The organism is Gilliamella sp. B3817 (assembly GCF_026536705.1).
Classification (GTDB): domain Bacteria; phylum Pseudomonadota; class Gammaproteobacteria; order Enterobacterales; family Orbaceae; genus Gilliamella; species Gilliamella apicola_I.
Map to the genome: position 1 here is coordinate 100,407 of NZ_JAFNNV010000003.1, position 26,285 is coordinate 126,691.

General features: G+C 36.0%; 22 protein-coding genes. 4 read left to right on the forward strand and 18 right to left on the reverse strand.

All coding sequences use genetic code 11. The annotated features are described in order from the left end of the window. Positions 1–5: 5 nt before the first annotated feature. From recC to tyrA, 11 genes are all read right to left on the reverse strand, one after another. Complete coding sequence (gene recC, locus J3U36_RS05390; RefSeq protein WP_267379594.1) at positions 6–3,200, reverse strand: exodeoxyribonuclease V subunit gamma; 3,195 nt, start codon at positions 3,198–3,200, stop codon at positions 6–8. 412 nt (positions 3,201–3,612) lie between these two features. Beyond that, entirely contained in the window at positions 3,613–4,038 is a 426-nt protein-coding gene (locus J3U36_RS05395; RefSeq protein WP_220216301.1) for a F0F1 ATP synthase subunit epsilon, read from the reverse strand. Positions 4,039–4,064: 26 nt separating this feature from the next. Then, positions 4,065–5,447, reverse strand: coding sequence for a F0F1 ATP synthase subunit beta (gene atpD, locus J3U36_RS05400; protein ID WP_065558531.1), 1,383 nt, complete (start codon positions 5,445–5,447; stop codon positions 4,065–4,067). A gap of 49 nt (positions 5,448–5,496) precedes the next feature. Further along, positions 5,497–6,366: a F0F1 ATP synthase subunit gamma gene (atpG, locus tag J3U36_RS05405; RefSeq protein ID WP_065558532.1), complete on the reverse strand. Its 870-nt coding sequence runs from the start codon at positions 6,364–6,366 to the stop codon at positions 5,497–5,499. Positions 6,367–6,380: 14 nt separating this feature from the next. Continuing rightward, positions 6,381–7,922, reverse strand: coding sequence for a F0F1 ATP synthase subunit alpha (gene atpA / locus J3U36_RS05410; protein ID WP_220216303.1), 1,542 nt, complete (start codon positions 7,920–7,922; stop codon positions 6,381–6,383). Between the two features lie 11 nt (positions 7,923–7,933). Then, positions 7,934–8,467 carry a F0F1 ATP synthase subunit delta gene (gene atpH / locus J3U36_RS05415; RefSeq protein ID WP_267379598.1) on the reverse strand — a complete coding sequence of 178 codons (534 nt, stop codon included), beginning with the start codon at positions 8,465–8,467 and terminating at the stop codon, positions 7,934–7,936. A 13-nt stretch (positions 8,468–8,480) separates the two neighbouring features. Next, on the reverse strand, positions 8,481–8,951 hold the full coding sequence (atpF, locus tag J3U36_RS05420) for a F0F1 ATP synthase subunit B (RefSeq protein ID WP_065558535.1): 471 nt from the start codon (positions 8,949–8,951) through the stop codon (positions 8,481–8,483). 24 nt (positions 8,952–8,975) lie between these two features. After that, the gene (gene atpE, locus J3U36_RS05425) at positions 8,976–9,203 is read right to left on the reverse strand and encodes a F0F1 ATP synthase subunit C (protein ID WP_370632135.1); all 228 of its coding nucleotides are present in this window, start codon (positions 9,201–9,203) and stop codon (positions 8,976–8,978) included. A 34-nt stretch (positions 9,204–9,237) separates the two neighbouring features. After that, entirely contained in the window at positions 9,238–10,020 is a 783-nt protein-coding gene (gene atpB, locus J3U36_RS05430; protein WP_065558537.1) for a F0F1 ATP synthase subunit A, read from the reverse strand. 258 nt (positions 10,021–10,278) lie between these two features. Next, positions 10,279–11,610: a phosphoglucosamine mutase gene (gene glmM / locus J3U36_RS05435; RefSeq protein WP_267358943.1), complete on the reverse strand. Its 1,332-nt coding sequence runs from the start codon at positions 11,608–11,610 to the stop codon at positions 10,279–10,281. A 118-nt stretch (positions 11,611–11,728) separates the two neighbouring features. Beyond that, complete coding sequence (gene tyrA / locus J3U36_RS05440) at positions 11,729–12,850, reverse strand: bifunctional chorismate mutase/prephenate dehydrogenase (RefSeq protein ID WP_267379602.1); 1,122 nt, start codon at positions 12,848–12,850, stop codon at positions 11,729–11,731. A gap of 115 nt (positions 12,851–12,965) precedes the next feature. Here tyrA and xthA point away from each other — a divergent pair, with 115 nt between their 5' ends. The 3 genes from xthA (at position 12,966) to J3U36_RS05455 (ending at position 16,983) form a co-directional block, all read left to right on the forward strand. Then, entirely contained in the window at positions 12,966–13,772 is an 807-nt protein-coding gene (xthA, locus tag J3U36_RS05445) for an exodeoxyribonuclease III (RefSeq protein WP_267379604.1), read from the forward strand. Positions 13,773–13,802: 30 nt separating this feature from the next. Then, positions 13,803–15,134: an exodeoxyribonuclease VII large subunit gene (xseA, locus tag J3U36_RS05450; protein ID WP_267379607.1), complete on the forward strand. Its 1,332-nt coding sequence runs from the start codon at positions 13,803–13,805 to the stop codon at positions 15,132–15,134. Positions 15,135–15,312: 178 nt separating this feature from the next. After that, positions 15,313–16,983: a molecular chaperone HscC gene (locus J3U36_RS05455; RefSeq protein ID WP_267358938.1), complete on the forward strand. Its 1,671-nt coding sequence runs from the start codon at positions 15,313–15,315 to the stop codon at positions 16,981–16,983. A gap of 75 nt (positions 16,984–17,058) precedes the next feature. On the opposite strand, the gene J3U36_RS05460 is transcribed toward J3U36_RS05455, so the two are convergent. Then, complete coding sequence (locus tag J3U36_RS05460) at positions 17,059–19,734, reverse strand: J domain-containing protein (protein WP_267379609.1); 2,676 nt, start codon at positions 19,732–19,734, stop codon at positions 17,059–17,061. Then, entirely contained in the window at positions 19,731–20,429 is a 699-nt protein-coding gene (locus J3U36_RS05465; protein ID WP_267379613.1) for a DUF1266 domain-containing protein, read from the reverse strand. Before J3U36_RS05465 ends, J3U36_RS05460 begins: the two co-directional genes overlap by 4 nt. Before the next feature lie 229 nt (positions 20,430–20,658). On the opposite strand from J3U36_RS05465, the gene dolP reads away from it, so the two are divergent. Then, positions 20,659–21,237, forward strand: coding sequence for a division/outer membrane stress-associated lipid-binding lipoprotein (gene dolP, locus J3U36_RS05470; RefSeq protein WP_267358932.1), 579 nt, complete (start codon positions 20,659–20,661; stop codon positions 21,235–21,237). 49 nt (positions 21,238–21,286) lie between these two features. On the opposite strand, the gene csdE is transcribed toward dolP, so the two are convergent. From csdE to J3U36_RS05495, 5 genes are all read right to left on the reverse strand, one after another. Further along, positions 21,287–21,682, reverse strand: a complete 396-nt coding sequence (gene csdE / locus J3U36_RS05475) for a cysteine desulfurase sulfur acceptor subunit CsdE (protein ID WP_267379617.1) — start codon at positions 21,680–21,682, stop codon at positions 21,287–21,289. A 69-nt stretch (positions 21,683–21,751) separates the two neighbouring features. Beyond that, positions 21,752–22,975, reverse strand: a complete 1,224-nt coding sequence (gene csdA, locus J3U36_RS05480) for a cysteine desulfurase CsdA (RefSeq protein WP_267379619.1) — start codon at positions 22,973–22,975, stop codon at positions 21,752–21,754. Beyond that, positions 22,932–23,810, reverse strand: coding sequence for a U32 family peptidase (locus J3U36_RS05485; protein ID WP_267358926.1), 879 nt, complete (start codon positions 23,808–23,810; stop codon positions 22,932–22,934). Before J3U36_RS05485 ends, csdA begins: the two co-directional genes overlap by 44 nt. A gap of 158 nt (positions 23,811–23,968) precedes the next feature. Further along, positions 23,969–24,964, reverse strand: a complete 996-nt coding sequence (ubiU, locus tag J3U36_RS05490; RefSeq protein ID WP_267379622.1) for a ubiquinone anaerobic biosynthesis protein UbiU — start codon at positions 24,962–24,964, stop codon at positions 23,969–23,971. 306 nt (positions 24,965–25,270) lie between these two features. Then, positions 25,271–26,221, reverse strand: coding sequence for a tetratricopeptide repeat protein (locus tag J3U36_RS05495; protein ID WP_267379626.1), 951 nt, complete (start codon positions 26,219–26,221; stop codon positions 25,271–25,273). Between the last annotated feature and the right edge of the window lie 64 nt (positions 26,222–26,285).

The window sequence follows — 26,285 nt, forward strand, 5'->3', positions numbered from 1 at the left end:
GCCTCCTATTTTACCTTTTCTTGATGTAATAAAATGGGTAATAAAAATTGTCGAGCCGAATAAATAATCTGCTCAATAAGTGGATTGGTTAATTCAGGATATAATCGGGCATAATAATTATCACATTCTGCTGAATTGAATCCCCCTCCTTGCCAAGTGTTTTTAAGTTGATTGATAGCTTTTTGACTGATTTCAATCTCATTTGTTTTAGAATTATACGCGGATACTAACCAATTCCACGCACTTTGAATTGGGAAGAGTAAAGGTTGATTAATGCCTTGCAAATAGCCTTCGATTAAAGTTGTTAAAATAATTTGTGCTTGCTCAGGGTTTAAATATTCAAAACGCCATTCACTCTCTTCCCGACCATAGATGCGACTATAGCTATTCGTGTTTTCAGGATTGGAGATGCAATAAATAAGATGATCGATCCATAATGTCATGCCATCACGGATCGAAAGTTTCGATGGTCGCCATGTTAAAATCCCATCCTCTTGAACATGGGTTAACCAACCTTGCAGTATGTAATGTTGTCCATTAGCAAAAAGGGTTAAATTGACCTCTTCGGCGGTTTGTATCAGGCGTTCTTGGCAAATTTTATTCGCTAACGATTGCATGGATTCATTTTGTTCATCATAAATAATCTGACCAAAGGCGCCGTCTGGTAACTCGCCGGTTAATGCTAATCGATGATACAAATCTGATTCTTGGATAGTGTGATCAATCAATTGATTTAAAATTTTTAAATTAAGCTGGTATCGTTCAAAATTATCCAGATTAAAATTTTCAGCATCCGGTAAAGTATCATCAAGATAATTAATATAGAAATTGAATCGTTTTTGTAAAAAAAATCGTATAGAGTGTTGATAGAATCGTTTTAATTCATCAAGACTAATGTTATCAATCGTCATCGCCGAAATATTACTAATGAAGGATTGACTTTCACCTTGCTGTTGTGCTGCCGGTAGCCATTCATTGGCATAGCTTTTAGGCGGATTTAAATAATTTTGAGGATTAAATGGTGTGCGCGTATGGAAGACACGTAAATTATCGAAACCGTTTGTACTATCTTTGGTATTATCATAGTATTGAACGATATAATCCCATAACTCATCAATTAATACTGACGGATAACGTTCAGTATTATCTTTAATTTCTCGTCCAATATAACTCATGTAGAGTTGTTTTTGAGCCGATAAAATTGCTTCTAAAAAGAGATACCGATCATCTGTGCGACGACTTCGATCCCCTCGTCTTGGGTACTGAGCAATCAAATCAAAATCAAGCGGTAGCGATGTTCTAGGATAATCACCATCGTTCATGCCTAATAAACATACCACTTTAAAGGGAATCGAACGCATTGGCATCATAGTACAAAAATTGATTTTGCCCACTAAAAAGCGATGAGCTAAATGATTTTGTTCTAAACGTGATTGCATCGCATCATGTAAAATAGTCATCGATATGTTATCCGCAAAATTTGCTAACAATCCACTATCAATCAGTTTTTGCCACTCGTCTTGAATCATCAATAAAATAGATTCACGTTGTTCATTACTAATAAAAAAATCATTGAGTAATTCAAGGCAACAACTTTGCCATTCAACTAAAGGTTTGGCTTGACTTAACAATGTTGACCATTTACGGACTATACTAATAAATTCAGCTAATTGACCAATAAGTTCAGCATCCAAACCAGTCGCACCATCATACGGGAGTATTTGCTGCCAGCTTCCTTGCTCACTGCTCATCGTATAACCAAGCAACAAACGTTCAAGTCCAAATAACCAACTATGGGCATTTTCAAGACCAAAACGAATACCCGATTCAATGATCCATGTCCTTAAAAGCGTTAATTGTGATTCATTGATCGAAAATTTTTCCGAAATTGCTGGTATCTCCAGTAAATTAAACAACTCTTCTGCCGTAAATCGACTTTGAGGAAAATTTAAAATCGCAAAAAATGCTTGCACAATGGGATCAATATTTCGAGCTTTCTGATCGGAAATAGTGAAAGGTAGATAACGTTGACCTTCAGCATTACCAAAAACGGCACGAATATAAGGGATGTATTTATCAATATCTGAAACCATCACAATGCAATCACGTAACTCTATGGTTGGATCAGCATCAAAGACAGATAGTAAATAGTCATAGAGTACTTCGACCTCACGCTGTTCGCTATGGCATGCATGAAACGAAATTGATTTATCGGTTGAGTTAATGTGAAGTGCAGTTTTATCTGACGGATATAGCTCCAGTATATCTTGCTGAATAGCATGTAATAAACAAGTGCGATCGTAATCAGCAAACGCATCAATATCTTGTTTGTTTTGGAATTCTTGTAATAAAAACAGACAATCCCGTCCTAGTTTTCCCCATGACGTTAAGAGTGGATTTGGAATTTTATCGGGTGTATTTTGTATATCAGTTAGCTGTTTTTCGACAATATCTCCCCAATACCATTTGCAAGGATTGTTAAACATTAAATGTACATCGATATGTTTTCCAAGTGCTGAGAGTAGCGAAAGATAAATGGGTGGAAGGGAAGTAATACCAAAAATAAAAATACGGTCGGGTAACGTATTTAACCGTTTTTTATCAAAATGGTCATCCAGTAGGATATCAAGCATTTGCTGGTAGATATTTGCACGGTGATACGGCTGACTAATGGCTATTAATTGTCTCCACAGCTCCGCTTGCCAAATTTCATCGGGATGATGATTTAATTCGACCACGGTTTTATTCGATTCCCATTTTGCTAGCCAGTCGGGGCGATAAACTAAGTACTGATCGTATAAACGAGCAATACGTGTTGCCAGTTGATATAACTTTCTTTCTGTTTTATCTATATTGAGATAATGTTTGAGTGCGCTAAATTCCTGCTTATCAATGAGTTGAGGCAGCAAATAAAATAGACGCCAAGTCATGGCTTCAGGATTAAAACTGTTTTCAATAGGCGAATCGGGTAATAAAGCTTGATAAACTTGCCAGATAAACTGAGTTGGATAAGGAAAAGCAATGTTTGCCACAATACCGAGTGCATCTGCAAGCTCGATCTGCAACCATTGCGCCATGCCTTGGCTTTGCACGATCACCATATCGGGCATGAACACATTTTCTAATGGTTGTCTTTGCATCAATTCACTCACCAATGATTTGAGCAGATCGACTTGATTTGAATGATAAATGGTAAACATAGTCGCTTTAAATTCGAAAAGATTATTCAAAATTATCGCTGATAGTGAGTAATAAATCTAGTAGCCTATCTTCATAGAAAACAGATTTTGGGGCTGTATAATTTTAAACGTAATGGGGATCATCAAAGAAAAACACACACAAAACGTTCATAATTTATCTTACTCAAAGTAAATTTTGCAGTTTGCTTAGCAGTATTCTCATTTTTAATTTTTTTTATTTACGACATAAAAATTTAACAATATAAAAAAAGATGAATTAATTATTTAATTCAATTATAAAAGTAATAAACGGTTTTACTTCACAGTGTGAATATGAAGACTTGTCGTTATTGGGGTACTGAACAGGACTATTGGAAAAGCAGAAAAGATTACAAAATTAATTTTTGTAATCTTTTTGATTTTAATAACGAAACTATTGTCCAATACGGCGTGTTAATTCGATAACACGCATTTTAGCTAAAGCTTTTGACAATTCAGCAGAGGCTTGTGCAAATGACATATCATCACTTGGGTGATTAATATGTTCTTGGGCACGTCTGACAGCTTCTTGTGCTCTGGCTTCATCTAAATCTTCGCCTCGAATAGCCGTATCAGCTAAGATTGTTACTATATTGGGTTGAACTTCTAATATACCACCCGATAGGTAGATAAATTCTTCTTCACCATTGGGTTTCACAATACCCACCATACCTGGTTTAATGGTAGTAAGCAGTGGCGTATGACCCGGGTAAATACCGAGTTCACCTTCAATACCTGTGACTCTGATTCGCTGAACATCACCCGAAAATAGGTGAGATTCAGCACTAACAACTTCTAATTGATAGGAAGTTAGTGCCATAATACTATCTCCGTTCAATGAATCTCTTACAGAGATTTCGCTTTTTCAATCGCTTCATCGATTGAACCAACCATATAGAATGCTTGTTCAGGAATGTGATCATAATCACCGTTCATGATACCTTTAAAAGCACTGATTGTATCTTTTAATGGCACATATTTACCTGGTGAACCAGTGAACACTTCGGCAACGAAGAATGGTTGAGATAAGAAACGTTGAATTTTACGTGCACGAGCCACGGTCAATTTATCGTCTTCTGATAACTCATCCATACCAAGAATAGCGATAATATCTTTTAATTCTTGATAGCGTTGTAAAATTGATTGCACGCCTCGTGCACAATCATAGTGTTCTTGACCAACAACCAATGGATCTAATTGACGACTGGTTGAATCAAGTGGATCAACCGCAGGATAGATACCTAATGAAGCGATTTGACGACTTAATACGATTGTTGCATCTAAGTGAGCAAAGGTTGTCGCTGGTGATGGGTCTGTCAAGTCATCGGCTGGTACGTATACGGCTTGAATTGATGTAATTGAACCAGTTTTAGTCGATGTAATACGTTCTTGAAGGATACCCATTTCTTCGGCTAATGTTGGTTGATAACCTACTGCTGATGGCATACGACCCAATAGCGCCGATACTTCTGTTCCGGCTAAGGTATAACGATAAATATTATCGATAAATAAGAGTACGTCTTTACCTTCATCACGGAATTTTTCAGCCATCGTTAATCCTGTCAACGCTACGCGTAAACGGTTTCCAGGTGGCTCATTCATCTGACCATAAACAAGCGATACTTTATCAAGTACGTTTGATTCTTTCATTTCATGATAAAAGTCATTACCCTCACGAGTACGCTCACCAACACCTGTAAATACAGAGTATCCAGAATGTTCGATAGCGATGTTACGGATTAACTCCATCATGTTAACGGTTTTACCTACACCTGCACCACCGAAAAGACCGACTTTGCCCCCTTTTGCAAATGGACAAATTAAGTCGATAACTTTAATACCGGTTTCAAGTAACTCAGTTGAGTTAGCCAGTTCTTCATAGGTTGGCGCTGCACGGTGAATAGCCCAGCGCTCTTCTTCGCCAATTGGACCTGCTTTATCAACAGGATCACCAAGTACGTTCATAATACGACCTAGTGTTTTAGTACCTACCGGTACTTCAATGCCGTGCCCTGTGTTGACGACTTTAAGTCCACGTCTTAAACCATCAGATGATCCCATTGCGATACAACAAACAACGCCACCACCTAATTGTTGCTGAACTTCCAGAACTAATTTTTCGGCGCCAGTTTCCACTTCTAATGCATCATATACCTTTGGTACTGCATCTTCTGGGAATTCGACATCAACCACCGCACCGATGATCTGGACAATCTTTCCAGTAGCCATTTTTATTCCTCTACGTCTTTTTCTTAACTATAAGCCAATATATTTAGCATTAACCTGAAACAGCAGCTGCGCCCGATACAATATCAATCAATTCATTGGTAATCGCACCTTGACGTGCTTTGTTATACACAATCTGTAATTCATTGATTAAATTTGCACCATTATCGGTTGCTGCTTTCATGGCCACCATTCTTGCTGCTTGTTCACTCGCTAGATTTTCTACCACAGCTTGATAAACCTGTGATTCAATATAACGACGTAAAATCACATCTAAAAGCGATTTAGCATCAGGCTCATAAATATAATCCCATGTTGAAGCAGTGAGTTTTTTATCTTCTGAATGCGGTAATGGTAATAATTGCTGAATAGTCGGTTTTTGCGACATGGTGTTAATAAATCTATTCGTTGCGATATATAATCTATCAATTTTCCCATTGTCATACGACTCAAGCATCGTTTTTACTGGACCTATCAGATCAGATAATTCTGGTTCATCACCTAAATTAGTCACTTGGGTTAAAATATTTGTTTTTACTGATGAGAAAAACGAAACCCCTCGTGAACCAATTAATGCGACATCTGCTTCTACACCTTTTTCCTGCCATGCTGACATATCAGCAACAACAGTTTTAAAAAGATTGATATTTAAACCACCACATAAACCACGATCGGTTGAAATAATAAGATAACCAACTCGTTTTACATCCCTTTCTTCTAAATAAGGATGTTTGGCACCTATTTGAGCTAACGCTAAATGTCCAATTACTTCACGAATCATTTCGGCATATGGACGAGAAGATGCCATTCTATCTTGCGTTTTACGCATTTTGGAATTGGCAACCATTTCCATTGCTTTTGTGATCTTTTGCGTACTTTGGATACTGGCAATTTTCGTTCTGATCTCTTTTGCATTAGCCATTTGTTACCTCACCCTTACCAAGTTTGAGTTGATTTAAAGCTATCAAGCATTGCTTTTAACTTACTTTCAATCTCATCATTGTAATTGCCTGTCTCGTCAATCTGTTTAACAAAATCAGCATATTGACTATGCGCATAAGCAAGTAGTGCTGCTTCAAATGGTAAAACCTTAGCGAGTTCAACATCTTCAAGATAACCACGCTCTGCTGCATAAAGAACAATTGATTGTTCAGCAACTGTCATTGGTGAGTATTGCTTTTGTTTCAATAATTCAGTTACTTTTTCACCATGACTTAATTGGTTTCTTGTTGCTTCATCTAAATCAGATGCAAACTGAGAAAACGCCGCTAATTCACGATATTGTGCAAGGGCTGTACGAATACCACCAGATAATTTTTTCATTATCTTAGTTTGTGCAGCACCACCTACACGAGAAACCGAAATACCCGGGTTAACCGCAGGACGGATACCAGAGTTAAACAAGCTGGTTTCTAAGAATATCTGACCATCAGTAATTGAAATTACGTTAGTTGGTACGAACGCTGAAACGTCACCAGCTTGGGTTTCAATAATCGGTAGAGCCGTTAATGAACCTGTTTTACCTTTCACTTCACCTTTGGTGAACTCTTCAACATACGCTTCGTTAACACGTGCTGCACGTTCAAGTAGGCGAGAATGTAAATAGAATACATCACCTGGATAAGCTTCACGTCCAGGTGGACGACGAAGTAACAATGAAATTTGACGGTAAGCAACCGCTTGTTTAGATAAATCATCATAAACAATTAATGCATCTTGACCACGATCACGGAAGTACTCGCCCATTGCACAACCTGCGTACGGCGCTAAGTATTGTAATGCCGCTGATTCAGAAGCGGATGCAACAACAACAATGGTATTTTTTAGTGCACCATGTTCTTCAAGTTTACGTACAACATTGGCAATGGTTGATTGTTTTTGACCAATGGCAACATAGATACATTTAACACCTGAGTTACGTTGGTTAATAATTGCGTCGATTGCTAATGCGGTTTTACCGGTTTGTCGGTCTCCGATGATAAGTTCACGTTGACCACGTCCGATAGGAATCATTGAGTCAACGGCTTTATAACCGGTTTGTAATGCTTGGTCAACCGATTGACGGTCGATAACACCAGGTGCGACGACTTCAACAGGAGAAAACCCATCATTTTGAATTGAACCTTTACCGTCGATTGGTTCACCAAGGGTATTAATAACCCGACCTAATAGACCATCGCCGACAGGTACTTCTAAAATACGACCAGTACATTGTACTTTCATCCCTTCGGATAGATCTTCGTATGGTCCCATAACGACTGCACCGACAGAATCTCTTTCAAGGTTTAACGCCATTGCGTAACGATTTCCGGGTAGTGAAATCATTTCACCTTGCATGACATCGGTTAATCCGTGGATTCGAAGGATACCATCACTTACCGATATGATCGTTCCTTCATTGTGAGCGTTACTCACAATATTGAACTGAGCGATACGCTCTTTAATTAGTTCACTTATTTCAGTTGAATTTAGCTGCATTATCAGTCCCCTTAAGACTGTAGAGCGTCATTTAATCTTGTTAAACGCCCTCTGATACTACTATCAATAACCATATCGCCCGTACGAATAATAAAACCAGAAATGAGCGATGGATCAATATGACATTTTAGTTTTACTTTTCGTGATAAACGTTTTTCAACAGCGATAGAAATCTTATCAAGTTGTTCGTTAGACAGTGCTTGTGCCGAAATGACATCGACATCAGCTTGCGCTTCTCTCTCTAAACAATATTGTTCAAACAGTGTAAGCACTTCGGGAAGAAGTGATAACCGTTTGTTTTCAGACATAATCTTAATAAAATTAGTACTAAACTCATCTAATACATCTTGACAGATATTGATGAGTAAGTTTGCAACCGAATCGGCTTTCATGTCAGATGTCAAAATACTACGTATTTGTTCGTTTTGACTAACTTGAGATGTTACCATTAGCATTTTATGCCATGATTCGATATTGTTTTTTTCTATCGCAAACTCGAAAGCAGCTTTAGCATAAGGGCGAGCAATTGTAATTAAGTCTGCCATTGCTCTAGTCTCCTTATAATTCAGCTACGAGTTTATCAATGATGTCGCTATTTGCGGCTTCATTAACAGAGCGTTCAATAATTTTTTCTGCACCAGCAATAGCAAGTGTAGCGACTTGTTGTTTAAGCTCTTCTTTAGCTCGTTTACGTTCAGCCTCTACTTCAGCAAATCCTTGCGCAACAATTCGTTCTTTTTCTCGAATTGCTTCTTGTTGTGCTTCTTCAAGAATAATTGCTTTGCGTTTATTGGCTTGCTCTATAATTGCATTAGCCTCAACCTTAGCCTGTTGCATTAAGTCAGATGTATTTGCTTTGGCTAGTTCCAAATCTTTTTTTGCTGTTTCTGCTGAAGCAAGTCCATCAGCTATCTCTTTTTGACGTTTTTCAATCGCAGCGATAACAGGAGGCCAAACAAACTTCATACAGAACCAAACAAACAATACAAATGTAATTGCTTGGCCGAGGAGAGTTGCGTTCATATTCATGAGACGATTCCTCTTAAATTTTTATTAGCCGGCTACAGCAAAGATGATATAAAGCGCAATACCCACACAAATCATTGGGATCGCATCCACTAGCCCCATAACAATGAAAAATTGAGTTCGTAACATAGGGATTAATTCCGGTTGACGTGCTGCACCTTCTAAGAATTTACCACCTAGTATACCGATACCAATTGCGCCTCCTACAGCAGCTAATCCCATCATTATGCCTGCGGCTACATATAAAATTTCCATTATATACTCCAGTTTAATATAAAAAATATTGAAATTAATGTTCTTCCGTTGTCGATGCCATTGCTAAATAAACGATCGTCAACACCATAAAAATAAAAGCTTGTAACGTAATAATTAAAATATGGAAAATGGCCCACGGTAAAGATAATACCCATTGTGACCACCAAGGTATTAATGCCGCAATTAAGATGAAAATAAGTTCACCTGCATACATATTGCCGAAAAGTCGTAGACCTAAAGATAGTGGTTTAGCTAATAGACCGACAAGTTCAAGTACTAAATTGATTGGTGCAAAAGCCCAGTGATTAAAAGGATGAAGGGTGTAATCTTTGATAAACCCTGAAATTCCTTTGTACTTGATAGAATAGAAAATAATTAAAATAAAGACGCCTAAAGCCATTGACATAGTAATGCTGACATCTGCTGTTGGCACTACTCTTAAATGAGATAAACCTAAGTATTGTCCTGCGTAAGGGAGGAAATCAACCGGGATAAGATCCATGAGATTCATAAAAAAGACCCAAATAAATACCGTTAATGCTAACGGTGCAATGAGCTTGTTTTGACCAGTGAACATGTCTTTGACAGTATTATTAACAAATTCAAAGATCATCTCGACAGCACATTGTAATTTACCTGGTACCCCACTTGTTGCTTTTTTGGCAACACGATGAAAAATCCACAAGAAAATAACACCAAGAAAAATTGAAAAAAACAATGAATCAAGATTAAAGGTCCAAAAACCTGAACCTACTTGTAAGTTTTCAAGATGGTGCTTGATATAAGCCTGTGGCGAAGCCGGAGAGGAAACTGCCATATAACCTTCTTACTTATTCCTAAAAATAAAAAATATTACAATGTTTTATCTATATTAAAAGGTATAGACAATCGCTGTAATAACCCTAAGCTAGTATTTTAAACCCAATTACCTATATAAAGTCAACAAATTATTAACAAAATAAATAAATTCAACACTTTTTACTAAAAAATTGTAAATAAACAGAGCTTGCTTAATAAACTCATTAAACGTATTGACTTATTAAAAACTTATTATTACATATAAAAAATATTATTTTTAAGCTTTAACAGCTAGTGCAATACGTTCTGCCAATTTTTGTACTTCGGCTTCTTCACTGCCTTCAACCATTACTCTAATGAGAGGTTCTGTTCCAGATTTGCGAATTAATACCCGCCCGTTACCATCTAGTTCTTTTTCAACTTGCTCTATTGCTAGTTTTACTGCTGAATTTTTTAATGGATCACTTTTTTCGGTATAGTGAACATTAATTAATACTTGAGGTAACATTATCATGCCACTACATAAATCTGATAAAGACATATCGTTGCGAACCATAGCACTTAAAACTTGTAGACCAGCAATAATGCCATCGCCAGTTGTTGTTTTGTCTAATAGCAAAACATGACCTGAGTTTTCAGCCCCTAAACGCCATTTCTTCTCAATAAGCTTTTCAAGAACATAACGGTCACCAACTTTAGCACGAGCAAAAGGTATGCCAAGGTTTTTAAGTGCTATTTCCAGTCCCATATTACTCATTAATGTACCGACAACGCCACCTTTTAGTTGACCTTGTCTGAGTGCTTCGCGAGCAATGATATAAATAATCTGATCGCCATCAATTTTTCGACCTTCATGGTCAACCATTATAATGCGATCACCATCCCCGTCTAATGCAAAACCTAAATCTGCTTGTTCATCAATAACTCGTTTTGACAATGCTCTAACATCAGTAGCACCACAATTTTCATTAATATTAACGCCGTCAGGTTCACAGCCAATTTTGATGACTTTTGCGCCGAGCTCACGCAATACTTTTGGCGCAATATGATAGGTTGCGCCATTCGCACAATCGACTACAATTTTCAGACCCGATAGACTTAGCTCATGATCAAAGGTGCTTTTACAAAATTCGATATAACGGCCTGCTGCATCAGTAATACGGCTAGCACGTCCTAATTGTTTGGATTCGACACAATCTATATCTTTTTCTAATTCTGCTTCAATTTCTAATTCAATCGAATCAGCAAGTTTTTTTCCTTCGGTAGAAAAAAATTTAATACCATTATCGTAAAAAGGATTATGTGAAGCAGAAATGACAATACCCGCATCAGCTCGAAAAGTACGAGTTAAATAAGCGATAGCAGGCGTTGGCATTGGTCCGGTAAAGGCAGTAGCAACACCGGCAGACGCAAAACCAGCTTCAAGTGCTGATTCAAGCATATAGCCTGATATACGCGTATCTTTTCCGATTAAGACTTTTTTCACACCATCTTTAGCTAATATGCGTCCAGCTGCCCAACCTAATTTAAGAGCAAAATCGGGAGTGATAGGATATTGTCCAACTTTACCTCGTATCCCATCAGTACCAAAATATTTTCGATTAGACATTTTATTTCCTCATACTAAATTTTATTTCTAATAATAATTTTATTGATAAATAATTACATAAGATTTTTGTGCTAATTATAATTAATGATGTCGGATGTTATATTTATGCATAATAAAATTATTCTCTATTATCATTAGCGAATTTTAATAAAACTTGGCTTTCTTTGATAAAACGTTGTGCATAGCTACCAAACCATTTGGTGACTTCATTAAAATTCTCAACAAATTTTGCCTTATCGCGTTGCTCAATCAATTCAACCATCTGTCCAAAGCGCTGATAATAGCGTTTAATTAATTCGATATTATCATCTGATGCCATAATGATATCGGCATAAAGTTCAGGATCTTGAGCAAATAATCTGCCAACCATCATCAGTTCAAGGCGATATATAGGAGAAGAAAGGGCGATTAGTTTTTCTAAATCAACATGTTCTTGCTGTAAATTAACACCATAAGAAAAAGAGGTGAAATGGCGTAATGCTTGAATAAATGACATGCATTTGTCATGCTCTTTGGCATTGATAGCACATAAATTTGCACCCCAAATGCGCATTTGATCAATAAGCCATTGGTATTTTTCAGGCTCTCGTCCTTCACAATACACTATAATTTGTTTTGCTAAATTAGGTACATCAGGACCAAACATAGGGTGTAAGCCAACGACAGGGCCAGGATGTTTTTCTAACATGGCTTGAAGCGGTTTTACTTTGATAGAAGTGAAATCGGTTAATATACAATTTTTAGGTAGAGTCGGTAATTGTCGAATGATTTCACAGGTTTTATTAATTGGTACGGTCACAATGACTGCAGCGGCATCGGCAACTACCTGCGAAGCTTGGTGCATAGTTTTGGAACCTAATGTTTTAACTTCATAGCCAGATAGGGTGAATAATTGTGCAAACAACCGCCCCATTTGACCATTACCACCGATAATGACAATTGATCCTTTACCTGTGTAAACTTTTTTAAAACCTTTGTCGTTTTCACTAATATAAGACTCTCGCATTAGTCGTCGTAATATATCTTCGATTAGCGCTGGAGAAATACCTAAATTTTCTGCTTCTTGCCGTCTTTTCGCTAACATCTCAGCTTCACGCTTAGGATCATAAATTGGAATACCATATTTGCTTTTTACTTCGCCAACTTCGGCGACTAAGGCTAATCGCTGAGTAATGAGTGATAAAATTGATTTATCGACCTCATCAATTTTATTGCGTAGTTCAAGTAATTCCGTGGACATATTCGGTGATTCCTTTATCACAAATGGTAGCTTTTACTGTAATAGCTTAACAGTATATCGTATTTTTGATAGCATGGTTAAATCTAAACATCAAATCGAATATAATAAATTTATCATGAAAGTTATCTCATTTAATATTAATAGTCTGCGTGCACGCATTCATCAGTTAGCCGCAATTATCGATAAACATCAGCCCGACATAATTGGTTTACAAGAAACCAAAGTTCATAATGATCAATTTCCTGTCGAAGAGTTAGCGCAATTTGGTTATCACTTACATTATCATGGTCAAAAAGGACATTATGGTGTTGCGTTATTAACCAAACAAAAACCAATATCAGTGCAGTGTGGCTTTCCAACCGATAGTGATGATGCTCAGTGCCGTTTAATTATGGCAGAGTTACCGACCAACCAAGGAAATTTAACCGTGATAAATGGCTATTTTCCGCAGGGTGAAAGTATGCATCATGAAGTTAAATATCCTGCCAAACGTAAGTTTTATCATGATTTGATTGATTATTTACGGCAACATCAATTGAGAAATCAGTTATCCTTGATAATGGGAGATATGAATATTTGCCCAACCGATTTAGATATTGGTATTTCTGATGATAGTCGTAAACGTTGGTTACGAACTGGTAAATGTTCATTTTTACCCGAAGAGCGGGAATGGATGGATAATTTAATGTCACTAGGCTTTATCGATACTTACCGTCATGCACATCCAACTGAACAAGACTATTCATGGTTTGATTATCGATCTAAAGGTTTTGATACCTTTACTGGACTGCGCATCGATTTAATTTTAGCTAGTCAAAAATTGTTATCCTATTGTCAACAAACTGGCATTGATTATGATATTCGAGCCATGGACAAACCATCTGATCATGCGCCAATTTGGGCAGAATTCGATTTAACGTAAATTTTTAGTGTCATTAAGAAGGATGAGTACATGTTGAATAATTCGATTTTATCGGTAAAAGATCTTAATCAAATGGTCAAAGATCTACTTTCTGATGCGATTGGTCAAATTTGGTTAGTTGGCGAAATTTCGAATTTTTCTCGTCCATCTTCAGGGCATTGGTATTTTACGCTTAAAGATGATGCTGCCCAAGTGCGTTGTGCGATGTTTCGAAATAGTAATTTTCGAACGGGGTTTACACCACAAAATGGGCAACAAGTTTTAGTTAGAGCGATGGTGACATTGTACGAAGCTCGTGGAGAATACCAATTAGTCATTGATAAAATGCAACCGGCTGGTGCAGGATTACTGCAACAAAAATTTGAGCAATTAAAACAAAAACTATCTGATGAAGGACTCTTTGATCCTATCTATAAAAAAAGTTTACCGGAAAATATTCGTACTGTCGGTATCATCACCTCAGCAACTGGGGCAGCATTACATGATATTTGTCAGATTTTAAAACGCCGAGATCCCAGTTTACAGGTAATTATTTATCCGACCCAAGTTCAAGGTACAGAAGCTGCTGGTCAAATTGCCAAGATGATCCAAATAGCAAATGTACGTCAAGAGTGTGATGTATTGATAGTTGGGCGGGGTGGTGGATCGCTTGAAGATCTTTGGTCATTCAATGAAGAAGTGGTTGCAAGAGCGATATTTGCTAGTCAACTACCTATTGTAAGTGCAGTTGGACATGAAATTGACTTCACAATAGCTGATTTTGTTGCTGATGTGAGAGCAGCAACGCCTTCCGCTGCCGCAGAGCTTGTTAGTCATGATAATAAAGAACAGATTCGGCGAATTTTGATACAAGAACAACATTTATCGATGGCGATGGATTATTACTTAACAAGACAACGCGAAATATTGAATACATGGTTTCATCGACTTCAAGCGGAACATCCCCAAGCAAAGCTATCTCAACAATTAAATCGACTCATTACTTATCGACATGCGTTATATGAAAATATTCAACAATATTTGCTTAAACTTACTAATCAATATAATCGATTAGATAGAAAGTTATTGAGTGTTTCGCCAGAATATCACATCACGTTTTATGGTCAGACATTATATCAAAAGCAACAGCAACTGATTAATATGATTAAACAAAAACTAGCAATGTCGCAACATCAATTTGTTTTACAAACCTCACAACTTAATAACTTAAGTCCGCTGGCAACGTTAGAGCGGGGTTATTCAATTACCACTAACCAACATGATGATGTGATTTGTAATAGTCAACAAGTGAAAGTGGGTGAATGTATCACGACAAAGTTAAAAGAAGGGATTTTAGTCAGTCAAATTACTGAGGTGAAATAAAATAATTAATTATTACGGTAAAAATCATATTACTAAACTTCAATTTTATACAATAAAGTATACTGATTATTTTAATCAAATAAAATTGTCATTACTGTAGTAATACAGTATATAATACTGCGTTAAAAATTTTTTTAATAACTAATAATATTTAAGTACATAAGAGAATAGACGATTTATGCATCCCCCAATAGGTATTGATTTAGGTACAACAAACAGCTTAATTTGTGTTTGGCAAGATAGTAAACCGACGCTGATTCCCAACGCAATTGGAGAAGTGGTAACACCATCAGCAATAAGCATTGATGAAGATGGCTCCATTTTAGTTGGTCGAGCAGCGTTATCACGATTAACAACTCATCCCAATCAGAGTGCATCAGCATTTAAACGTTTTTTAGGATCGAATAAAGTTTTTGAATTAGGCGATAAGAAGTTTACGCCAACAGAACTTTCTGCAATTGTCCTAAAATCTTTAAAAGCTGATGCTGAAGCTTTTCTAAAACAAAACATTCATGATGTGGTGATTTCTGTCCCTGCTTATTTTAATGATGAGCAGCGCAAACAAACCCGTTTTGCAGCTGAACTTGCTGGTTTAAACGCGGTACGTTTAATTAATGAACCAACTGCAGCGTCCATGGCATATGGCTTGCATGATGAACAATCCGGTAATACATTAGTTTTTGATTTGGGTGGGGGAACATTTGATGTCACCGTACTTGAATACTCTATGCCAATAATCGAAGTCCATGCTTCGGCGGGCGATAATTATTTAGGTGGAGAAGATTTTACTCATGATATTGTTAAAGCTTGCTTAAGTGAATGGAATATTAAACAGCAAGATGTTTCAGCCGATGATTATGCCAGATTACTTGATTTAGCTGAACAGTTAAAATGCAAGTTAAACGGCGAACAGATGCAACACTTAACTTGGTTTTGGCAAGATAAAGAGTGGCAATTTGAGCTTAACGAAAATCGAGCTAAAATGATTTGGTTGCCATTATTAAATCGCCTTCGAGCACCGATCGAGCAAGCGTTAAGTGACGCTCGGTTGAAGCCGAATCAACTAGAACATATTGTGTTAGTGGGTGGTTCGTCTCAATTGGGCGTTGTGCGTGAACTGGTTACCAAATTATTTGGCAAATTACCTTATCGCCATATTAATCCGACCACTATTGTGGCACAAGGTGCTGCAGTACAAGCAGCTTGTCGATTGCGTAATAAAGATGTGGAAGAAGTTATTTTGACCGATGTTTGTCCTTACACATTAGGTATTGAAAGTGCGTCGGATAATGTTCATGGCTTATTTTCCCCCATTATTGAACGCAATACAATTGTACCGACTTCAAAAGTGAAGACTTTTTATACTAGTCGTCCACAACAAAAATTGATTTCTATAGCCGTTTATCAAGGCGAAAATCCACGTGTTGAAAACAATGTGTTAATTGATGAGTTTGAAGTTCCTTTAACGCCTATGGAAAAAATACAAGGGATTGATATTCGTTTCAGTTATGATTTAAATGGATTATTAGAGGTCGATGTTGTGGTACTTGAAACAGGTAAGCAACACGGCAAGGTAATCGATCATAGCCCGATAGGGTTAACAGAACAACAAAAACAGGAAAGTCATGAACGTTTAAAATCACTGAAAATTCATCCCCGAGATCAAATGCAAAATCGTACATTATTAGCTAGATTGGAACGTGCATGGGCGCAATCACTTGGTGATGAACGTCATTTAATTGGATCTTATCTTGAAGCATTTCTTGATGTATTAAATCGTCAAAATCCAGATGAAATTAATGAGTTTCGTTGTGATATTGAGTCTGAACTTAAAGATCTTGATAGATAATTATTCAAAGTAGTATTTATAAACTTCTCCCCTTTTATTATTGATATAAAAGGGGAAGTTTATACACTAGTTTATCTATTCCTTCACAGGCGGTCCATATCGGTTATTTTTTTTATAACTAGGTTTCCAGAAAGGTAATAATATCAGTAAAAATAGGGTATAAATAATGAAGTAACTTGGTTCACCTAAATAATTATCATTTGCACGTCGTTTTAATGCGAAAATAATATTTATTCCCGAAATCATATAAGCAAATTTTGAAACTTCGTTATATATTGATGCTTCGGACAAATATCTATCAAGAAATAAGGTAGAAAAACCAATAATTAACAGACTATAAAAAATTTGTTTACAAAATCCTTTACGATTTGTTCGTCCATTTAAACGCCAAAATTGCCACCATTTATTTTCAGGTAGAGATAATGCATCAACTTGTTTTTGATTTTCACGATTTCTAGCTAAAAGTAAGGCGGCACATAAGCGTAATATCATATTATTGTCTGAATGATTTTTTAGCCCTTCTAACATCTCAATATCATCTTCTTCAATTAGACCACAGTAGTTGGCTAAACATTCTTTAAGATATATTATTCTAGCCGTTAGATCATTATGTTGATATTTATCTTTATTTACTGAAGATGGAAATAACCACTGTTTTTCGAGCGAATTTGCGATTTTTTGTAAATCACCATTATCACCTGCAATTTTATTTAACGTTTGTTGTAATTTCAGATTTTGTTCAGGTTTATATAACAAAATGGCATTTAATATCATTAAATAATAAGGGTTTTGATTGGCAAATTTGGTTTGCCACAATTGTTCGATTTTATTTTCGATATCTTTTAAATCAATTTTTTCAGGATAGTCTATATCAGATTCGATTGAATCTGGGTAATTGATTAAAATACTATTGATTAACCCACTATTATTATCCATTAAATTATAGAGCTCAGTTTTATTTTGCCAGTTTCCATATTTGAAAATATTAATCACTGGAAGCATTTGATCATCATCGGTTAATTTAAACGTATTATTTTCTTTTCGAAGATATTTTGCTGTTTCGTAGGGTTGATTAATTATAGCCATCGTCAAAATAAATTGACGATACCACTCCCAATAAACGTTTTTATCACACGATGAATCAGGTGGAGTTGGAAACTGGTAATAATGTTCAGATTCTAAGAAAATAAACCAGTCAAACATCTCTATATTTGCATAACGCGAGAAATTATCAAGATGTTTTTTGGCACGCTCCGGAATGGCATCGAATCTATCCAACCATAAACGACCATAGTATTGTTCGTACCCATTCAAGTTAGGATCAAATTTATCTGGAATGGGCGTATTTTCATCACTATCATACAACCAAGCTTTAAATTCTTTGACGGGTGGAATTTGTTCAAGCCATGTTAAATGTTGCCGAGCTTGGCGTTGTAAATTTTGTAGAATAAAATACTCAAAGTCATCTTTACTCTGTTCATCAATAATTTGTTGTAATAAAGTTTGATTACCATGTCGTAACATAATGGCATGACGATATAAGCGATATAAACGATTAGTACCGTCATCAAGTAACAACAGTGCAAGAATTTGACGATAATTCCAACTCACATTTAACGACCATTTGATAAAACTTGCAATTTCAGGGGAATACTCATCAGGATCAATTTGTGCTAGTCGTGCAACCGTTGTTGCTGTTAACTGAGGAACTGCGTAAAGGTAAGTTTCTGATGTTTCTGCAGCGATACAATAAGAGTTATTCAATGCGATAATTAACAATGGAAAATAATCACTAGCATAATGTGAGCACCAGCCCGCTATCCAACTGGCTGCTTTTTCTTGATAATGACCTGAGTTATAAAGATCAAGCCAAGCCTGTAAAGACTCATGTTTTTTATCAAGCATAGTATATTGAATTGCTGCAATATATTTCCATTCGATATTGATATGTTCATCTTGATCATCTTGAGTGATGCATTTCAACGCATAATCTAATAAGGTTTGATTAGGTATTCTTGCAACGCAGTGCCAATTAGCAAATTGAAGCATTAAGCTTTTATCATTGGGTAAATAGATGACGGTATCTTGTGATAAAAAGTCATAAAGATCACTACTTCTACGTTCGTAAAATAACCATTTGGTATAATCGATATAATTTATCGTTGCATCTTGCAGAGCTCTGTTTGTGGGGGGTAACAGGGTATAGTCAAATAAATCTTCACTCTCAATATGATTTAAAAAGATATCATACCTTTCAGATTGATTGGGAGATTGTATTTTCAGTTGTTGGCGCCAACGCAAATTATCCGCTAACAGTTTGATACAAGCGTTTGATACATTGCTTGCTTCATAACTTATTTCTAATAGACGCCATTTTACCGAATCAATGATTGCCATTGGGTAATCGTAAAATGAACTAATAAATTTTTGCCATTCATCGGCGTTAAAACACCGTTGTGGATCGTTCAAAAGTGCTTGATAAGCAGTATAAATTTCATTTTCTTTGATTTGTTTTTCTGTAAGGGGGTGAGTGACTGCTTGCTCTTGTGATTCTTGTTGTGATTGCCCATCCATTTGTTCGGTTGACTGTGCATACTGTATTGCAAACTCATAAGCTTCACGTAAAGCTTTAAATCCAATCGGGTCTGTTTCGGGATGATAAAAGGGTAACTTGGCTCGATAGGCTTGACGTATTGCGACAGTATCCGTCGTTTTTTCTATTTCGAGTAGTTGCCAAATATGTTCATTCATAACCAATCATACTCCCTTAATGATTCTGGCTTTTCAAATTTCTCAATATCAATAAACCATGGTAACCGGTTAAAGGGTGCTTGTTTGTCTTCATATAAATTTGCCATGGATGTGACGTTAGATGGACGGGATAATTCACAGCGTAATTTTTCTAAATCGTCTTTAATCTGTAAATTATTCCAATATTGTAAACCAATAAACCAACTAACAAGGTAGTGTTGCCAAGATTGATAAAAGTATGTTGAACGTAACCCAATTCTATGCAAAATCCATAAACATTCTTCTTCAGTGACATATTTATTCGTCGTGCCAAGTCGTAGAAGATAGGCCATCCGAGCATAATCCCAACTACGAATTCCTGCAATATTACAGATAGGAAATGTTTGCTCAACAAATTTAAGTATCACTTTATGATAATCAGTTTGACGTTCATAAAAGCTGAGCCAATCAAATTCAGACAATTGAGAATATTTAGAATAGAATTCAGATAATAATGGTGCATGTCCATCATCAATCATGGTGAAAACGCAATCAAGTAAAGTTTCCCGAGAATCTATTTCCCAACTCTCTTTCAAATCTATAAAATCATCGTTAGGATAAAAAAAAGGTGAGGTATAGCTTGCTCCATATCTTTTATTTAATATTACCATTGGCGCTGACAAACCATATAGCCAATCAATATAATCCTGTTCCATATTAGCCTATAAAATATCAATACATAGTTTAGTGTATAAAGATAACAGATTTTTTAAATAGACGTCAGTCTGTTTTACTGTTTTTCGTTTATTATTTTTAAAAAAATAAACAATAATTATTATGAATAACAGTAAAATTGTTTTGCAAATTACTTTGTGCAAGGCATAATAAAATCAATTTATTTTGTCATAAGTTACACATTACTAAGCCATAAATGAAGGAGTTATAATGAGAAAAATTGCCTTAACGGTAATATTAATGTCTGGCTCATTGATGTTACAAGGCTGTGTTGCTGCGGTAATTGGAGCCGGTGCAACGGCTACAGCCAAAGTTGCTTCAGATCCGCGTACAACCGGGACTCAAGTTGATGATACAACGCTGAATTCACGAATGGGTATGAAATTAAAAGAAAATACATCAGCTTTTATTGGTTCACGTATTTCAACGAGTGCTTATGACGGTAATATTCTTTTAACCGGACAAGCAAATAATGAACAGAGTATGAAAGCCGAAAATCTTGCTCATGAAGTTGAAGGTGTCAAAAAAGTATTTAATCAAATTCGTATCGGTGAGTCTGTTGGTGCAGGAACCATTACCAATGACGCATGGATTACAACCAAAGTTAAATCACAATTAGTCTTAAATTCGGCAACAAAAGCCAGAAATATTAAAGTCGTTACCGAAAATGGCGAAGTCTTTTTAATTGGTATTGTCAAACCTGAAGAGGGTAAAGCTGCTGCAGTTGTTGCCAGTAAAGTAGCTGGTGTTAAAAAAGTTATCACACTTTTTACTTATTTAGATAAGTAAAAAGTGAAATCGATGAAAGGGCGGAAAGATATTTCGCCCTTTTATTATTCTAATTAACTGATTGAATTCGCTCTATTAATTTATCTAATCCTTTTAGGCGAGATTGACTAAGCTCGTCGGTAATTTTAAGTTTACTTAATTCAAACTGAAAATCGATAGCCTGAATTTGCTTCGCTGTTTTATGATTTGCAATGATAAGTAAAATTGCGAGTAACCCTTTAACAATTCGACCCTCACTATCACCTTGAAAAATAAAAGTATCATCAGCTTGTTTTTGAAAAGTAAGCCAAACTCGATTTTCACAACCATTGACTTGGTTATTATCTGTTTTTAAATCGGCTGGAAAGTCAGGCAATTGTTTTGATAACGCAATGATTTGCCGATAACGATCTTGCCAGTTTTGTTGTTTCAATAATAATTCCGTTAATGTTTGCTGCGATAGCATAATATAGACCTATTTGTCGTTTACATAATGATAAATATTTAAAGTTAACAAAAGCTGGTGATAATACAATTAATCCAAGATTTGTATTGCATGTTGTAATGCATTTATAAAACGATCGATATCGTGTTTGTTATTATAAGGCATCAATGAAAGACGAATGACACCTTGGCAACCTAGCTTTTGCATTAATGGTTGAGCACAAAGTTCACCAGTGCGTATTGCAATGTTTTGTTCACTTAATAAGATAGCAATATCATTATGATGAATATTGTGGATATTAAATGTGATGATTGAACTATTATTTACACTGTAAAATTGAATATTGGTTAGTTTACTAAGTTGTGATTTTGCATAATCGGCTAATTGTTCGGAATATACTTGTGCTTGATTAAAATCCCAACGTTTTAGCCATTCAAACGTTGCATTAAAGCCTAGCATTCCGGCGATATTGGGTGTGCCTGCTTCAAATTTATACGGATGTTGCTCAGGTATAAAGTGATCGAAAGAGACACTTTTTAGCATTTTACCTCCACCATGCCAAACGGGCATAGTCTCAAGCAAAATTTGTTTACCATATAATACACCGAGTCCTGTAGGACCATATAATTTATGCGCTGAAAATGCATAAAAATCAATATTAAGTTTATCAACATCAATGGGATGATGAACAATACCTTGAGCACCATCCACCACTAAAATGGCATTATATTGGTGAACGATTTGGCTAATTGCTGCTAAATCCGGGCAAAATCCTGTCACATTGGACATTTGTGTAATGGCGACAATTTTTGTGCGTTCTGATAGAAGTGAAGTCAGATCATCAATAACTGATGACCATTTAATCACTTTGGCGCCCGTTTGCTCTGCAACAATTAGCCATGGCAATAAATTGCTATGGTGCTCTAATTCACTGACAATAATCTCATCACCTGCTTTTAGCAAAGGTCGAGCATAGCTTTGTGCAATAAGATTAATGGATTCGGTCGTACCACTTGTCCAAATAATTTCACTGCTGGTTGAAGCGTTAATCCAATCAGCGACATTTTGCCGAGCTTGATTTATTATTTCAGTCACTTGTAAGGCATTAGGGTACAAACTGCGTTTAACAGTTGCAGTATTGTGTGCATAATATTCCAGCGTCGCATCGATCATCGCTTGGGGCTTGAGTGATGTTGCGGCTGAATCAAGATACACGTTTTCATTGTTCAGAGCAGGAAATTCTGCTCTAAACATTTGAGGAGAAAACTTTTTACTGGTTAAGTTCAAGTCCTGCAATCCCATTCCAATACCCATTACAGTCTCGTTTATGCTCTATATGTAGCGGATTTAATCCTTCTTCGTTCGCTCTAAACTGTTTCACAATATCCAGTGTTTCCAAGCCAAGTGGAGAAATACGAACAATATCAACTAACCCTTTCATCTCTTTGAGTTGATTACCCAAATTATAGCAATAACCGCTTTGTGTTTGGATTCCATTTAAAACAAACACTTTTTGTTGTTCTTGTGAGAATACTTCACGCCCAACAGGGTATTTGATACAACATGTTTCGCATTTATCTTTGGGTTTATCTTCTGAACGTGCCGTAAAACAACGAGCTGAATAGGCTAACGGCAGGTAACCGTAACTGAAAACTTCAACATCAAAATTTCGCTCGATATTGAGACTATCAAATTGATTTAGTACATTTGCTAACCAATCCCGAGAAAGCTCAACGGGCATGCACCAACGTACCATACCTTGTTTTTGTAATAATTTTAATGTGTAAGCGTTATAGCAATTAATCGCAGGGCCCGCAACAAAAGGCAATTTATTTTCTTGAGCGATATTAATTGCAGCTAAATCATTGGCTTCAATTAAAAAATCGCCATTATTAACGAGTAATCTTAATTCATTTAATTCAGATGGAGCTTCAAGCAAAGCCAACGTTGAAAGCACAACTTGTTTACCTGATTTAGCGACTTCTTTAGCTAATTCAAGCCAGTTAGGGACTTTCATTTCACGGCGTTTAGTACAAACTGTTTCGCCCATATAAATAATATCGGCTTCACTTTCTTTTGCCGCATGATAAAAAGTTTCTGTTTCGGTTTTAGGCCAATAATAAAGCACTGGGCCTAATGCATATTTCATAATTTTGCTCACTATATTGATTTATGTTAGATCATTTATCAAATCATTTAAAATGATATTTTATTAAATAAATTCAACAATATAAATTAAAGTAATGCCACTTTATTTTTAATAAGTGTCTTTTTTAATAATATGAATTTAGCGTCTAAAATACTCAATTATTGCCATTTACGGTGATAAGCACCCAATGTCGTTTGTGTTCCTTCCGACACTGAGCCTAATGTATCCATCCAATGTTGCTCAGCGTGAAATGATTGTGGGTTGGCTTTATAACGGTCAATTGCTTGTCGCCATACTTTGGTTACTTGTTCAACATAAGCTGGACTGCGTTGACGCCCTTCAATTTTGACCGATGCAATATTGGCAGCAAACAGATCGGGTAATAGCTCAATAGTGTTTAAACTGGTTGGTTCTTCAATTGGATGATAAAGCTGTTCACCAACAAAATAACGTCCTTTACATAGGGTTGGATAACCGGCATTTTCACCTTTTTTATGGCAATCAATCAATACGTTATTCAAACGAGATTCAAGACCTTTGTCGGTCTCTTCCCATCGCACAAATTTAGCTGGAGAACATGCCCCAACCGTATTAGGTGATTCACCTGTTAAATAAGACGATAAATAGCAACGACCTTCAGCCATTATACATAAACTACCGAAGGCAAAAACTTCTAAAGGGACGGGAGAAACTTTTGATAACTGTTTAACTTGATGCATCGACAGAACACGAGGCAATACAATACGATGAACCTGAAAATTATTATAATAAAACTTAATTGACTCTTCATTGGTTGAAGAGGCTTGAACGGAAACATGGCGTTCAAGATTAGGGTACTTTTCGGTTGCATAATCGAGCATAGCAAGATCCGCAATAATTAAGGCATCAGCACCAATGTTAGCCGCGGTATCAACCGCATGTTGCCAACGCTGAAAATTTTCAGGATGTGCAAAAGTATTTATCGCAATATGCAATTTTTTACCACGTTTATGTACATAATCAGCGGCTTCAATTAATCGCTTCTCATTGAAATTTAAACCAGCAAAATGACGCGCATTGGTATCATCTTTTAAACCAATATAAACGGCATCAGCACCATTATCGATGGCTATTTTAAGTGATGGCAATGAACCTGCTGGACAAAGAAGTTCCATAATAATTCCTAAGTTAAGTTCGGTAATTTATACGTCGTGTATTATGCAATAATTCCCAATTTAAAGCGACTAGAAAGCCAAGTATGCGATGAAAAAAGTAACAATAGTGTGGATTAAATAGATTAACTAACTGTCAGGAAAATTGCCAGAATACTAACTCTATTGCTCACAAATTGCAGTTGGTCAATCATGATAAATATTCTTTTATTTTGTACTTAAAATAGGACAAAATCACCTTAACGATAACGACTGATGAAGAGAAAAATCAAGGTGATTTTATCGACTGAATAACAATACAACGTATGATTATTGTAATTGGCAGGCGTCTTCATCGCCAGTATTTTGGCAAGACAGCTTAAAATAATGTTTAGCTGTGTTAATGTCTTTTTCTCGTCCCAGTCCTTGTTGATAAATAAGTCCTAAATAGTATTGTGATTCACCATGATTTTGTTCAGCAGCCAGTTCAAACCATTTTTGGGCTTGCCGATAATCTTGTTTAACGCCGTTTCCGTTAAAATATAGCCAACCTAATTTGAATTGTGACTCAACGTAACCTTTTTTCGCTGCTTTTTCATCTAATTTTCTACCTTTTACGTAATCTTGTTTCAATCCACCTTTTCCAAGATAATAAAAGTTAGCCAAATTATTATTTGAAACAATGGCATTTCCTTTTACGGCTTGTTCATAATACTTTCTTGCTTTGACGTCATCTTGTTTGACACCTCTTCCAGCTTCATACAAAACACCAAGATTTCCGGCCGCAGCTGGTTCTCCATGCTTTAATGCTTTTTCATACCACTTTCTAGCCATGATATAATTTTGATTGATTGCGTCATTTTTTAAATTGGATTCGATTCCTTTTGCTTTTGGCTTTTGAGCAATTAAATCATAAAAAAGCCCCATATAAAACTCGCCACTACTGTTACCGTTCAATGCGCCTTTTTCAATCAGTTTTTTTGCTTTATCTAAATTTTGAGTGACGCCTAAACCATTCAAATATAAGGAACCTAAATAAACTGAGGCATTTTCATTATTTTGTTTTACGGCTTTTTCATACCATTGAGCTGCTTTGGTATAACTTTGCTCAACTTCAATGCCTTTTTCATACATATAACCTACATGAAATTGTGCTTCTGCATCATTTTGGATAGTGGCTTTTCTGTACTCATCCTTATAATTAAGTTCTTGATTTTCATCAGCGAAAATGGGGGTGTTTACTGAAAAAAATAAGCATAAAATTAATATTAATTTCTTCATCCATTTTTTCCTATTTATAACAATTTATAGCAAATATATTGTATCAAATTACATCGATAATGGT